The 13,277-nt window shown below is 56.7% G+C and carries 14 protein-coding genes; 2 read left to right on the top strand and 12 right to left on the bottom strand.

All coding sequences use genetic code 11. The features are described from left to right. Positions 1 to 4: 4 nt before the first annotated feature. The gene (gene rlmN, locus CKV89_RS05325) at positions 5 to 1,300 is read right to left on the bottom strand and encodes a 23S rRNA (adenine(2503)-C(2))-methyltransferase RlmN (protein ID WP_084441010.1); all 1,296 of its coding nucleotides are present in this window, start codon (positions 1,298 to 1,300) and stop codon (positions 5 to 7) included. 199 nt (positions 1,301 to 1,499) lie between these two features. On the opposite strand from rlmN, the gene CKV89_RS05320 reads away from it, so the two are divergent. Next, complete coding sequence (locus CKV89_RS05320; RefSeq protein WP_028326981.1) at positions 1,500 to 2,393, top strand: hypothetical protein; 894 nt, start codon at positions 1,500 to 1,502, stop codon at positions 2,391 to 2,393. 20 nt (positions 2,394 to 2,413) lie between these two features. Here CKV89_RS05320 and CKV89_RS05315 read toward each other — a convergent pair whose 3' ends face one another. The 5 genes from CKV89_RS05315 to rpsB form a co-directional block, all read right to left on the bottom strand. Next, entirely contained in the window at positions 2,414 to 3,271 is an 858-nt protein-coding gene (locus CKV89_RS05315) for a phosphatidate cytidylyltransferase (protein ID WP_095068487.1), read from the bottom strand. A gap of 4 nt (positions 3,272 to 3,275) precedes the next feature. Then, a complete protein-coding gene (gene frr / locus CKV89_RS05310; RefSeq protein WP_028326983.1) occupies positions 3,276 to 3,833 on the bottom strand; it encodes a ribosome recycling factor in 558 nt (185 codons plus the stop codon). A gap of 106 nt (positions 3,834 to 3,939) precedes the next feature. Then, complete coding sequence (gene pyrH, locus CKV89_RS05305) at positions 3,940 to 4,659, bottom strand: UMP kinase (protein WP_154657614.1); 720 nt, start codon at positions 4,657 to 4,659, stop codon at positions 3,940 to 3,942. A gap of 234 nt (positions 4,660 to 4,893) precedes the next feature. Next, a complete protein-coding gene (gene tsf / locus CKV89_RS05300; RefSeq protein WP_028326985.1) occupies positions 4,894 to 5,721 on the bottom strand; it encodes a translation elongation factor Ts in 828 nt (275 codons plus the stop codon). A gap of 146 nt (positions 5,722 to 5,867) precedes the next feature. Continuing rightward, positions 5,868 to 6,695, bottom strand: a complete 828-nt coding sequence (gene rpsB / locus CKV89_RS05295) for a 30S ribosomal protein S2 (protein WP_028326986.1) — start codon at positions 6,693 to 6,695, stop codon at positions 5,868 to 5,870. A 339-nt stretch (positions 6,696 to 7,034) separates the two neighbouring features. Here rpsB and CKV89_RS05290 point away from each other — a divergent pair, with 339 nt between their 5' ends. Beyond that, complete coding sequence (locus tag CKV89_RS05290; protein WP_051277469.1) at positions 7,035 to 7,820, top strand: M23 family metallopeptidase; 786 nt, start codon at positions 7,035 to 7,037, stop codon at positions 7,818 to 7,820. A gap of 11 nt (positions 7,821 to 7,831) precedes the next feature. Here CKV89_RS05290 and CKV89_RS05285 read toward each other — a convergent pair whose 3' ends face one another. The 6 genes from CKV89_RS05285 to CKV89_RS05260 form a co-directional block, all read right to left on the bottom strand. Beyond that, positions 7,832 to 8,809: a tyrosine recombinase XerC gene (locus CKV89_RS05285; protein WP_267879266.1), complete on the bottom strand. Its 978-nt coding sequence runs from the start codon at positions 8,807 to 8,809 to the stop codon at positions 7,832 to 7,834. Positions 8,810 to 8,885: 76 nt separating this feature from the next. Further along, complete coding sequence (gene dprA, locus CKV89_RS05280; protein WP_197697069.1) at positions 8,886 to 10,109, bottom strand: DNA-processing protein DprA; 1,224 nt, start codon at positions 10,107 to 10,109, stop codon at positions 8,886 to 8,888. Next, complete coding sequence (locus CKV89_RS05275; protein ID WP_084440966.1) at positions 10,106 to 11,665, bottom strand: YifB family Mg chelatase-like AAA ATPase; 1,560 nt, start codon at positions 11,663 to 11,665, stop codon at positions 10,106 to 10,108. Before CKV89_RS05275 ends, dprA begins: the two co-directional genes overlap by 4 nt. After that, positions 11,662 to 12,051 carry a YraN family protein gene (locus CKV89_RS05270; protein WP_034401025.1) on the bottom strand — a complete coding sequence of 130 codons (390 nt, stop codon included), beginning with the start codon at positions 12,049 to 12,051 and terminating at the stop codon, positions 11,662 to 11,664. Before CKV89_RS05270 ends, CKV89_RS05275 begins: the two co-directional genes overlap by 4 nt. 112 nt (positions 12,052 to 12,163) lie before the next feature. Continuing rightward, positions 12,164 to 12,484 carry a DUF2469 domain-containing protein gene (locus CKV89_RS05265; RefSeq protein ID WP_028326990.1) on the bottom strand — a complete coding sequence of 107 codons (321 nt, stop codon included), beginning with the start codon at positions 12,482 to 12,484 and terminating at the stop codon, positions 12,164 to 12,166. A 16-nt stretch (positions 12,485 to 12,500) separates the two neighbouring features. Next, positions 12,501 to 13,250 (bottom strand): ribonuclease HII, encoded by a 750-nt coding sequence (locus CKV89_RS05260; protein ID WP_084440967.1) that lies wholly within the window; start codon positions 13,248 to 13,250, stop codon positions 12,501 to 12,503. Between the last annotated feature and the right edge of the window lie 27 nt (positions 13,251 to 13,277).

The raw sequence follows: 13,277 nt of genomic DNA, 5'->3' as shown, positions 1-13,277 counted from the left end.
ACTTTCAACTGGTAGCAGCAGCGAGTTGCCCGCATGCGCCGTCGATGTCGCTTCCACGTGTGTCTCGGATGGTTGTTGGCACCCCATGTGCCCGCAGTCGCTCAACAAACTGCTGCATCACACCAGGGCGGGAAGCTGTCCACTTTGATCCAGGGGTGGGGTTGAGTGGAATGGGGTTGACGTGCACCCAGCCTTTACCTCGACGGGTGAGCTCCTCCCCCAGCAGATCAGCGCGCCACGCTTGATCGTTCATGTCCCTGATGAGTGCGTATTCGATCGAAACTCGACGGCCCGTTGCATCGAAGTAGGCCCGGGCAGCATCAAGTGCTTCAGCGACCTTGTACCGATTGTTGATCGGGACAAGTTCATCCCGCAGTTCGTCGTCGGGTGCATGCAGGCTCAGCGCTAGCGTGACTGGTAATCCCTCAGCGGCAAGTCTGTTAATTCCGGGCACGAGACCCACACTGCTCATCGTGATGCCGCGTGCACTCATCCCAAATCCTTCGGGGGCCGGGGCGATCAACCTGCGAATCGCCGCCACGGCGCGTTTGTAGTTCACAAGCGCCTCGCCCATCCCCATGAAAACAACATTGCTTACCCGCAATGGCGCTGTGGCTATTTCATGAGCATCTGCCAGAGGGTAGGCCTCATCATCGTCGGGGTTAGCGAATGCCTCTGCTCCCGCGGATCCCGATTCGCCGCCTCCTGGACCTGCGAAACGCCCTGAACGCAGCAGCACTGCTCCCATCCGCACCTGCTCAACAATCTCAGCAGTCGAGAGGTTGCGAGTGAAACCTTCTTGTCCGGTAGCGCAGAACGGACAATTCATTCCACAACCGGCCTGACTTGAAATACACATAGTCACGCGGCGCGGATAACGCATCAGCACACTTTCGACGAGCGCTCCGTCATGAAGACGCCACACAGACTTGACTGTGCGCCCGTTGTCAGCAACCAAATCACGCACGTTCTCTAACAGCGAAGGAAAGGCTGTTTCTGTGATCTTTGACCGGGATCCTTGAGGAAGGTCAGTCATTGATTCAGGGTCTGTCGTGAAATGTGAAAAATAGTGGGTGGACAGCTGCTTAGCCCGGAAACCGGGGTATCCAGCTTCCTTCATCAGGGCCACCCGTCCTGCCATATCAAGATCAGCGAGATGAGTGCGCGGCAAGGGGTTACCCGGCGCCGATAATGTAATCTGCCCAGGACCAGGGCGCCTGCGCGCCAACACTGGCCGCGCCTGCGCACCGCTACTCCGCCCTTGAAGCGGCTCACTACTAGTCACATTCTCACTGTTCATCACGGCTATTCTCGCAGGAAGCCGCAACCCTCGACAACGCGGCCCCCTCGAGACCTACCCCAAGTGACCGCCTAAGCTCACAGATAACTCAACGATTGCTTCCACATCTGGGGATTACCCTTCCCCGAAGACATTGTTCACCCCAGAACGGGCGATCAACACATGAACGCCCACAACAGCTCGAAGTGAAGGTACAGCGATGACGGAAAGCTTGTGGCGCCGCCTCGCAGGACGCATGCGGCGCTCACGCCCCAAGGCAACTAACGCGGGAACATCCGCCAAACGACGCAAACCACGCACGCCAACAATCGCGCCTTTCGTTCTTAAAGGCGAGTACGAAAAATATCCCCACCCTCTGGCCAACAGCCGTCCAACGCCGGCAGAACATGCGTGGCTACCTCTGTACGGCACAGCCAACCGCGCACCTGCCCTCTCCCCCTCAGGAAAGGCCACCCCAGATGACAAAACCGTGCTGTCATCACTGCGACTACAGCTGGCCGACATCGAAGATGTTCCCTCGCTCAGCAACCTGACCCACGTTCGCGCTTACGCCCCCGGGCTTGTTGAGCTCCTTACTGTTAGTACGCCGGAGGCTGTCATCGCTCCACCGGCAACCGACCTAGCACATCTAGGTTCTCCTGAAGAACTCGTCGAAGTAGCTCGCCACAATCTCGTGCACACTTTGGCCGATATCGGAGAAGAAATCGAAGTGCGCCACTTCGAAACCACCGAAGGACTCACCTTCACTGGCCTTCTAGGCGATTCCTTGTCAGTGGCCAGCCTGGCCATCGAACTGCCCCGTGTTTCACGCCTTCTCCACCCAGGAAGTGACCTCAGCAAAGGTGTCTTTGTGGCTGTGCCAAATGCCCATCACCTCGCGCTGCGCATAGTCGATAACGTCAGTTCCCTCATGTCGGTGGGCCCAATGAGTGTCTTCGCTCGCAACGGCTACAAAGACTCAGGAGCTACCAGTCCCCACGTCTATTGGGCACACGGTGAGCATCTGGAAACACTCACTCCGCTGACAACACACGAACGGGGGCAAATCGCCATTCGTGTACCGCCCGCACTGTCAGAGCTTCTCGACCGCTGAGTGAAGGAGCGCCTTTCCTCTCACGCTGGCAGCAAAGCAGCCATAACTATCCATGCCACCGGGGCGCACACCAACAAAGAATCCATGCGATCCATGAGTCCACCGTGCCCCGGTAAAACTTTTCCGAAGTCCTTAATGCCTAGATCGCGCTTGAGCATCGACTCGGTCAAGTCACCCAGTGTGGCGCACATAGCTAGCAGACCCCCGAAGAGCACGCCCTGCCACCAGGCTGCTCCCAGCGGCAATGCAAACATCACTGCTCCAGCAAAAGCACACATTGCTACCGATCCAGCGAAACCTTCCCAGGATTTGTGAGGGCTCACCGATGGTGACATCGAGGTCTTCCCAAAGCGCACACCGGCTATAAAACCACCAATATCACTGCAAACAGTGACAAGGACAAACGCGATTACACGCCAATGCCCTTCAGGGGCTGTCAACATTAATGCCGTAAATGAGGCAAGAAACGGCACATAACCCAGCACAAAAACACCGCTGCCGATATCGCGTATCCCTGTACGCAGGTGACGACCGATCAGCGTTCGCCAGACGATTACCGCACCAGCTTCTACACCAAAAATCACCAACAGCGCCGCTGGACCTCCTAGGTACGCAGCCAACGGCATCACGGATGCCCCCACCACCACTGGAACTAATGGCACCTCATGTCCACCAGCCACGAACCCGTTCCTTAACTCCAGCACTGCAAACACGATCGCTGGAGTTAAGAGCAGCAGCCATCCCCAGGGCGCCACAAACAAGGATGCAAGAGCAAGAACCCCCAACGCCACCCCCACGCCGACAGCGACCGGAAGATTCCGGCCCCCCTTCGACTTTTTCTCAGGTGGCGATGAGGGCTCCACAACAGGTGCATTCACCCGATCAAACCTCGAGTAGCTCTGCCTCTTTACCCTTCAGGAGGGTGTCAACCTTCTCAACGAACTTTTTCGTCAACGCTTCGAGATCTTTTTCATAGCGGGCGCCTTCATCTTCACCAACCTCGCCATCTTTAACAGCTTTGTCGATGGCGTCTTTAGCGTGACGACGCACAGAACGCACAGAAACCTTCGCGTCTTCACCTTTACGGTTCGCGAGCTTGATGTATTCCTTGCGGCGCTCTTGAGTCAGCGCAGGCATGATCCCTCGGATAACAACGCCATCATTGCTCGGGTTAAGCCCCAGATCCGAGTCGCGCAAAGCTTTCTCCACGGCTCCTAGCGAACTACGGTCATAAGGAGTCACAAGCACGGTGCGTGCATCTGGAATCTGCACAGAGGCAAGCTGCTGCAAAGGTGTCGGAGCACCGTAGTAGTCGACCATGATCTTGTTAAACAGACCTGCGGAAAGACGACCGGTACGAATGTTGGAGAACTCCTCCCGGGCGACCTCCAAAGCCTTCTCCATCTTTTCCTCGGCTTCGAGCATCGTGTCATCCAACATGTGCGGCCCCTTCTGCGTTATCGACTGACTAGACTGCTCGCCCCCGGCGATATCGGAGAACACCTAAGCAGCTCAGCATTCCTGCATCAGACTCTACCCGCCTCCATCAAGCGCTGTAGACCTCGGTACCGATCCCATCGCCACGCAGCGCCCGAGTAATGGCTTGCTCCTCCTGCATGCCGAAGACAACCATCGGCATTTTGTTCTCACGACACAAGGCAAAAGCGGCCGCATCAACAACTTTGAGACCCTGGCTGATCGCGTCACTGTAGCTAACGCGATCCAGCTTGACTGCCGTTGCGTCTGTTCTTGGGTCACCGGTGTAAACGCCGTCTACGCCATTCTTGCTCATGAGAACTGCGTCGGCATGGCACTCAAGCGCACGCTGAGCGGAGACCGTATCTGTGGAGAAGAAAGGCATTCCTGCGCCCGCGCCGAAAATAACGACACGCCCCTTCTCCATGTGTCGAATAGCTTTGCGGGGTATGTAGGGCTCCGCGACCTGTCCCATCGTGATGGCGGTCTGCACTCGAGTAGGGATCCCTTCTTTCTCTAGGTAATCCTGCAAAGCTAGGCAGTTCATCACGGTGCCAAGCATGCCCATGTAGTCAGCACGGGTACGGTCCATACCCTTCTGCTGCAGTTCTGCGCCACGGAAGAAGTTACCGCCGCCCACGACGACCGCTACTTCAACACCTTCCCGCACAGCTACAGCGATCTGCGCGGCAATTCCACGAACAACATCTGGATCTACGCCTACAGCCCCACCACCGAAAGCTTCCCCAGACAGCTTCAGCAGAACACGTTTGTATGCACGAGCACTCACGAAAAATCTCCCCACATCGGCGAACCAATTCAAACCATGTTGCCACGCATGGCGAACCACAAGCGACTTATACAAAGAAGTCACTCACACAAAAGAAGTGACCCACCAATAAAGGCAGATCACTTCTTAAAAAGATTTCCCGTTGCTGCCTATTTAAAGAAACAAAGGGAAAGGGAACCTACTCGGCAGAAAATGCTTATTTATGCCAAGTAGGCCTACCCCACGACTACGAGATCAGGAACCGACGCGGAAGCGAGCAAAGCCGATAGCTGTTGCTCCAGCTTCCTCCAGCACCTTGGCAACTGTCTTCTTCTGGTCCTTAGCGTACTTCTGGTCAAGAAGGACGTTCTCAGCGAAGTATCCCTTGACGCGGCCCTCGATGATCTTCGGCAGAGCCTGCTCGGGCTTGCCTTCCTCGCGAGCCGTTTCTTCAGCGATACGACGCTCGTTAGCGACCGTCTCTTCGTCAATCTCGTCTTCAGTCAAGACAGACGGAGAGAACGCGGCAATGTGCATCGCGACATCGCGACCAACCTGCTCATCACCACCAGAGAAGGCGAAGAGAACACCGACCTGCGGAGGAAGGTCAGGGTTCGTCTTGTGCAGGTAAGAAACGACGTGCTCACCCTCAATGCGGGCAACACGACGTACTTCCATCTTCTCGCCAATCGCAGCAGCGTTGTCCTCGATCAGCTTCTTAACCGGCTGGCCTTCGACGTCAACCTCCATGAGGGACTCAACGTCGGCGGCGCCACTGGTGGCAGCAGCCTGCAGGATCTGGTCAGCCATAGCGATGAACTTCTCGCCCTTGGCAACGAAGTCCGTCTCGGTGTTGACCTCGACAAGGGTCCCAACGTTCCCTTCAACCTTGGCAGCAACCAAGCCGTTGGAGGCCGAGCGGCCTTCGCGCTTCGTGATGCCCTTCAGGCCCTTGACGCGAAGCAGCTCAACAGCCTTGCCCTTGTCACCTTCAGCCTCATCCAGAGCCTTCTTGACGTCGAGCATGCCCGCGCCGGTCTTTTCGCGGATTTCTTTGATGTCGGCGGTGGTGTAGTTAGCCATCTACCAATCACTCTCTCTCGTACCGGTGGTCGCGACTATCGTCGCGACCACCGTCGTCAAAGTTGTTACGTCCAACAATGGCCATTACGAGCCACAACGGCAGCGTTCACATGCTCAAGAACACGCCATGAACGGTCGAAACTGGCTCAGGCCTGGGCTTCCTCAGCCGTGTCCTGGTCTTCACTCTTTGCCTCGGCAGGTGCTTCAGCCTGCTCACCAGCCAGCAGCTCTCGCTCCCACTCAGCCATCGGCTCGGCCTGCTCACCAGCAGCTGCACCACCAGAGTTACGGGCCATGAGCCCCTCGGCCACAGCGTCAGCAACGACACGGGTCAGCAACGTCACGGAACGGATAGCGTCGTCGTTACCCGGAATGGCGTAGTCAACCTCATCGGGGTCACAGTTGGTGTCCAGGATCGCGACGATCGGGATGTTGAGTTTGCGCGCCTCGGTAACGGCAAGGTGTTCCTTCTTGGTGTCCACGATCCACACGGCAGAGGGGACCTTGGACATGTCACGGATACCGCCGAGCGTGCGCTCCAGCTTGTCCTTCTCGCGACGCAGAACGAGCAGCTCTTTCTTGGTGTGACCCGAGCCTGCAACATCGTCGTAGTCAATGGCCTCAAGTTCTTTGAGGCGGTCCAGACGCTTGGAGACGGTGCTGAAGTTGGTCAGCATGCCACCGAGCCAGCGGTGGTTCACGTAGGGCATACCCACGCGAGTTGCCTGCTCTTCAATGCCTTCCTGCGCCTGCTTCTTCGTGCCGACGAACAAGATGTGACCGCCGTGAGCAACGGTCTGCTTGATGAACTCGTAAGCATCGTTGATGTAGGTCAACGACTGCTGCAAGTCGATGATGTAGATGCCGTTGCGCTCAGTCATGATGAAGCGCTTCATCTTCGGGTTCCAACGGCGGGTCTGGTGTCCGAAGTGGACGCCGCTCTCAAGGAGCTGACGCATGGTGACGACGGCCATGCCGAAGCCTCCTGATACTCGTTTTGGTTGACGACTTATCCGCGGAATTACGGCTAAGTCCCTGGTGTCGCGAGAACCGCCACCGAGAAAACCCGGACCGAAGGCGAAACCCCACCATTCCTTCTCTGGCACACAAACACCGGAAGTCACTGGCGAATAACGACACGCGATTTCCTGCAGCTCACACGCCACAGGTTTGAACATCATAACGCCAGCAGCCACTGCCCCGCGACGCCAGCACGCTCTCGCGCGATAACTTCAGTCCCCAACCTGCCTTCCCATCCACAAACAGCAACTTTCCCCACTCATACATTCACTCCACCAACCACGATCACCTACGTGAGCCTCGACCCCATCACCATTGCCCTCATCGCTCTCACCATTGCCACCGGCCCCGCAGGATGGGGAACCCTTCTCGTTGGCACCGGCGTACGTGTAGTTGGCACTGCCATTGCACGCACAGTAGCCACCCAGGTCGTGAAGTCAGTTGCCACAGGAGCCGCTCGAGGCACTCTCACACGCTTAGCTGGATCCGGTGTAGCCAAAGAACTTGAAGGTGTTGCTGCACGCGCACTAGGCAAACAGGTAACCGCAACAACAAGTCAAGCAGCCGCCGTTGGGCAAGGCGCAGCACGCGCAGGCACATCCGCACGAGCAGGAACAGCTGCTTCCGGACGACATGCAAAGAAAAACATGGAAAACATGCTTGCGCTGCTTCCCGCTCCCTACCGCATTCCTCTACGTGGATCTACCCATGTTTTACGTGGCTTCGATAAACCCGCACAAAATTGGCTTCCCGGGCATCGAGGCGTAGACCTCGCTGCAAACGCAGGCGCCCCTGTTCTAGCAGCGAGCAACGGAAAAATTTTTTATGCAGGCAAAGTCGCCACAAAATCAACCGTGTCAATCATGCACGCACGAGGCATCCGAACCACCTATGAACCTGTAATCCCCACAGTTAAAACTGGGGACGTCGTCAAAGCAGGTCAAGTCATCGGACGCATTGCTCCATTTGCCGCTCACTGCGCACCCAAATCATGCCTGCACTGGGGAGCGATCAAAAACGCTGAATACATCGACCCCCTCACCCTCATCGGCGAAGTTCGCCTCCTGCCGTTACGTTGAACAGTTCGCTCTCACGCCCGCGGATGAGCCTGCTCGAAAACAGCCCGCAGACGAGCAGTGGACACATGCGTATAAATCTGAGTAGTGGCCGGCGAAGCATGACCAAGAAGCTCCTGCACATCACGCAAATCAGCTCCATGATCAAGAAGATGCGTAGCTGCACTGTGCCGCAAAGCATGGGGCGAAATATCAGGAACCTCAGCCCGGGCCGCCGCCGCATGCACTGCATCACGTATTTGCCGCACTCCCCAGCGACCTCCACGTGCACCCAAAAATAAGGCTGATCCACTTTCCTTACTCACCAAGTGCGAGCGCATAGAAAGCCACAGACGCAACGCCTGTGCTGCAGGCTCACCAAAAATAACTTTGCGCTGTTTGTTTCCTTTACCAATAACCACAGCAGTACGTGACTCAAGGTCAACATCGTCAATATCAAGTCCAGACAATTCCTGAACTCGAACACCAGTGGCATAAAGCATTTCAAGCGCAGCAGCATCTCGAGAACGGAGCGTTTTAGCCCGCACGGCTCCCGGCTCATCTGTGTCATCAGACTCAGTCGTCAGGAGCCTGATGGCCTGACGTTCTTTGAGAACCTTGGGCAGGTGCTGTGATCGGCGTGGGCTACGGATCCGTAGAGTCGGGTCAATCTGCACTACACCTGCATCACGAGCCCACCGGAAGAAGGTACGCAGTACCGTAATTCGGCGCGCGAGAGTAGCTCGTGATTTTCCTTGTTCAGCTGCTTGAGCTAACCAACTTCGCACGTCATCAACATCGATATCTTGAACTGACTTATGCCCTCGTTGCGCTGCATGGCGCATCGCGGAACGAAGATCGGTGTCATATGCGCGCAGCGTGTGTGGGGATCGTTCTTTGCCTCGATGGTGCTTAAGAAAGCTGAGAAAATCCGCCACGATCTCCTGCGTTCGAGTCTCGAGGCTCTCTTCAACTGTGCCGCGACTACTTGAGTCGCTAGTCGGTTCAGTCACCACTTCACGATGCACAGCGGGTCCACCCAGCGCAAGAAAGCTAGGCGGACCCGCTAGATATTCACGATTTTTCGAGCTATCCGATACTTCGACCACCTGTCGAGCGGCGCCAATGACCGTTGCTGTTTATGGCGAATCCTTCCAGTTCAAGTCGTCCCAAACTCGTAAGAACCTCGCGCGTGCCCATACCGACAATGGTGGCGATCTTGCCCACGCTTCGCGGGCGTGCCGACAGCGCATCGTGTACTGCTGCATCCGATGCATCCAGTGAGTCAATGACCGTAGAAGGAGCTAGCTTTTCTGCTGCAGTCTGCTCCCCCACCGGACTCATCAGTTCGATCACCTCATCCATATCGGTGACGAGAGTGGCCATGCCATCACGAATCATTACGTGACATCCCGCCGAGGCCATCGAAGTCACCGGCCCAGGAAACGCCATGACGACACGCCCCAAGGAAGCAGCAGTACCTACGGTGTTTCGCGACCCAGACCGTAGCCCTGCTTCGACAACTACTGTGCCTGCTGAGATAGCCGCGATAAGGCGATTACGTTGCAGGAAGCGACTTCTTAATGCAGCGCTACCTGGAGCGACCTCGCTAAGAATGAGTCCGGTCTGCGCGATCTCAGCCAGCATCTGTGCATTAGCTGCCGGATACTGCTTGTCGATACCGCAGGCCAACACCGCAACCGTTGTTCCGTGTGCTGCAAGGGCGCCGTGATGTGCTGCAGCGTCGATTCCGTATGCTGCACCGCTGACCACAGTACGACCGCGCTCAGCCAGGGACCAGGCCAGATCGCCCGCCTGATTTATCCCGTAATCCGTAGAGTTGCGTGCGCCCACAATAGCCACAGATCCGCTGCATGCCTCAGCTGCTTGTCGGGGTCCTCGTGCCCACAAAGCAACGGGAGGCACTTCCAAGTCAGCAAGACCGCTTGGCCACTCATCATCACTAGGAACGATGAGACGTGCACCGTACCTGCGCGCAATATCGAAATCCCTGAGAACGTTCAGGTCAGCGAGCCGAGGAGTGAATTGTTGAACTACTTCCTCATGACGCGTAACCACAGCAGCAAGGGCCTGGACGGGGCCGAGCAGCTGAATCAAAGCATGCGCCCATACGTTCCCCGGTTCTGCCAAACGAGTCCATGCAGCTCGCGCCATACGGTCCAGTCCAGCTTCGGGTGAGTCAGCTTCCGTGAAATCCGTAACTGTGTCGACGCCAAGAACTCGAGCTGCAATACCTTCAGCATCCAAGGGTGCTTGCACTCTCTCTAGAGAGGCTCGTTTAGAACTTTTCATGCAGCTGCCCCCAGACGCGAACGTAGACCGAGTGCTAATCCGACGTCTTCACGGGTTGGGCGATCTTTTTCGCTCAGATCAGCCACAGTCCAAGCCAAACGCAGAACGCGGTCATACCCCCGTAATGTGAGTGTTCCCCGGTCAAGTGCACGGTCAATGTCACTGGTAGCAGCGGCAGGTAGCTGAAACTCTCCGTCACGAAGACGTGGCCCCGGCACATGCGCGTTAAGGCTCCACGGTTGGTTTGCCCATCGATGGTTTTGTCTTTCTCGTGCTTTCTTCACTCGCTGGGCAATCACCGCTGAACTCTCTGCCCGTGGCGCTCGTAGCGCTGCTCTCGAGACGCGTTGCACCTGAAGCTGCACATCAACACGATCCAACAGCGGGCCCGCCAGACGACCTAAATAGTCTCGTTGTGCCTTCGAAGAACAACGACATTGAGCACCTTTACCGAAGGCATTCCCGCACGGGCATGGGTTAGCAGCAAGGACGAGCTGGAAGCGTGCTGGGAACCTCGCTGAACCACGAGCTCGGGCAACAACAATCTCGCCAGATTCCAAGGGCTGTCTAAGTGCTTGCAACACTGAGGGCTTGATTTCAGGCGCTTCATCAAGAAAAAGAACCCCATTGTGCGCCAATGAAATTAGCCCTGGACGGACGGCGCCTGCATTGCCACCACCTCCGATGAGAGCAGTCGCCGAGGCTCCATGGTGAGGAGCTACAAAAGGTGCTCGTTTGACCAAACCAGCATTATCAAGCTTGGCCAACACACTGTGCACAACCGTTGACTCCAATGCCTGCACATCGCTCAGAGGTGGCAACAAACCGGCAAGACACTCTGCGAGCAAAGTTTTTCCTGCTCCGGGAGGACCAACAAGAGCCATATGGTGCCCGCCTGCCGCAGCAACTTCTAGAGCAAAACGAGCTTCTTCCTGGCCAGCAACATCAGACATATTTCTGCACACAGACACAGAGGCACTGCTGACCTCAGCTTGCACAGGTGAAAATCCAGCTTGGGCACATGCATCATTGCCTGTACGCCCAACGAGATGGAATTTCACCGCCTCAGCAAGACTGCTCACCGCGAATACACGCGCTCCACTAACCAGAGCAGCTTCAGCAGCGTTCGCTGGCGGAACAAGCACCGTAGTGCACCCCTGCGCGACAGCTTCCAGCACGAGAGGAAGCACCCCCGATATGGGTTTCAACGACCCATCAAGACCAAGTTCTCCGATGTGAAGAACTCGATCAATGGTTTCGGGGGGTAGCGCCTCCTGCGAAGCCAATACAGCCATGGCAATTGCCAAATCAAAACCAGCCCCGGTTTTGGGTAGTGACGCGGGGGAAAGGTTCACAACTACTCGACAATCCAAGCGAGGAAACCCCGAATGGATAACGGCAGCCTTGACCCGTTCAGTAGCTTGACGGCAGGCAGCATCCGGCATGCCACTGACTAAAAAAGTTGGTAACCCTGGCGAAACATCCGCCTCGACCTGGATCAAAGCCCCGGAAAGCCCCAACAGCGTCCCTGAACACGTTCTTCCCAGGCCAGTCATGACACACCAACCAGGTGTTCGATACGTGCAGGACCTGAATCATTCATCCAAATCGCAACGACATCGATACGCACCGAGCGAATAAAACGACGAGCGCCTCGACCACTCGGATGCTCTGCAAACCAGGCCGACGCTAAACGCCTGAGCCGAGCGAGCTTTTCTGCGTTTACGGCCTCAATCGGCGATCCAAACCGCGTACTTCGCCGTGTCTTTACTTCAACGATGACAAGCGTTTTGCCATCGAGCGCAACGACATCAACCTCGCCAGCACTGCATCTCCAGTTACGCGCCAGAATTTCCATGCCTGCAGACACCAGGCGCTGGGCCGCGAGCTCTTCACCGTAGGCCCCCAATGCCCGCCGACTGCGGGCAGCGATTGATCCCATCTGGATCACCTCCACCTGACAGCCTCACGACTCAGGCAGTGGTTCCGCTGACCTCAGATGTGCCTTGGGGACAGGTGAACAGGTTGGGGACAGACACCCCCGTGAAACGAGTTCAGGCGCCGAAATCTTCGTCTGCGATTTCGAGGTCATTCTTTGCAAGTTCCTCGATGTTCACATCTTTAAACGTCACTACACGGACGTTTTTGACGAACCGTGCCGGGCGGTAAACATCCCACACCCATGCATCGCTCATCGAGACATCGAAATAAACCTCGCCGCCATCGCTACGTACTTTCACATCCACCGAGTTACACAGGTAAAAACGACGCTCGGTTTCCACGACGTGGGAAAACAGCCCGACAACGTCCCTGTATTCACGGTAGAGCTGCAGCTCCATGTCGGTCTCGTACTTCTCGAGATCCTCGGCGCTCATGCGCACTCACCTTTCTTCACGTGTGATCCGGCGACTGTGCGCCCCGCTGTGGGAGTGTGCCACACCCAGCAACGCTGGTCTGCCCTTCAGGCACGACTGCCCCATCTGATCCCACCACACCTGTGGGACATGTGCCCAGGTTCCACGAACGCCTGTGCTGCTCAGAGACACCCATACGACCCAACGCAGCACGATGCGCCGCACTGGCATACCCCTTGTTCACATCCCAGCCATACACAGGATGCTTGGCGGAACGCTCAACCATGATGCCGTCACGCTCTACCTTGGCCAACACACTTGCAGCGGCCACTGAAGAGCACGTCCGATCCCCTTTCACCACCGTCACAACCGGGGGCACAGACCTACATACGCTGGCATCCTCAACATCTGTAGGAAGCGCAGCAAAAAGACCCACGGTAGAAGGATCGGTCAACCAGTCGTGCTTGCCGTCCAGAATCACCACATCCGGAATCACGCCACAAGCAGTAAGTGCTCGCCGACCAGCTAGCCGCAACGCAGCCATGATCCCGTGCTCATCTATCTCTTCTGGCTCTGCATGCCCTACTGCCCATGCGCAAGCCCAACGGTGAATAGGTTCGACAAGACGTTCACGAACCGTTGGAGAGATGAGCTTGGAATCACGCAAACCAACCGGGGCGCTGCGTGTATTGGCATCTACGACACACACACCAACGCTGACCGGACCAGCCAAAGCGCCGCGACCGACCTCATCCATTCCAGCAACGAGCGCAGCACCCTGCCTCATCTGCGATCGTTCGAGACGCAACGTAGG

The organism is Dermatophilus congolensis (assembly GCF_900187045.1).
GTDB classification, from domain to species: Bacteria; Actinomycetota; Actinomycetes; order Actinomycetales; family Dermatophilaceae; genus Dermatophilus; species Dermatophilus congolensis.
This window is presented reverse-complemented; position numbering and strand designations above follow the sequence as displayed.

Coding starts and splice junctions, on each gene's coding strand:
- rlmN (WP_084441010.1), bottom strand. CDS start 1,300: ATGAACAGTGAGAATGTGACTAGTAGTGAGCCGCTTCAAGGGCGGAGT.
- CKV89_RS05320 (WP_028326981.1), top strand. CDS start 1,500: ATGACGGAAAGCTTGTGGCGCCGCCTCGCAGGACGCATGCGGCGCTCA.
- frr (WP_028326983.1), bottom strand. CDS start 3,833: ATGTTGGATGACACGATGCTCGAAGCCGAGGAAAAGATGGAGAAGGCT.
- tsf (WP_028326985.1), bottom strand. CDS start 5,721: ATGGCTAACTACACCACCGCCGACATCAAAGAAATCCGCGAAAAGACC.
- rpsB (WP_028326986.1), bottom strand. CDS start 6,695: ATGGCCGTCGTCACCATGCGTCAGCTCCTTGAGAGCGGCGTCCACTTC.
- dprA (WP_197697069.1), bottom strand. CDS start 10,109: ATGAAAAGTTCTAAACGAGCCTCTCTAGAGAGAGTGCAAGCACCCTTG.
- CKV89_RS05275 (WP_084440966.1), bottom strand. CDS start 11,665: ATGACTGGCCTGGGAAGAACGTGTTCAGGGACGCTGTTGGGGCTTTCC.
- CKV89_RS05270 (WP_034401025.1), bottom strand. CDS start 12,051: ATGGGATCAATCGCTGCCCGCAGTCGGCGGGCATTGGGGGCCTACGGT.
- CKV89_RS05265 (WP_028326990.1), bottom strand. CDS start 12,484: ATGAGCGCCGAGGATCTCGAGAAGTACGAGACCGACATGGAGCTGCAG.
- CKV89_RS05260 (WP_084440967.1), bottom strand. CDS start 13,250: ATGAGGCAGGGTGCTGCGCTCGTTGCTGGAATGGATGAGGTCGGTCGC.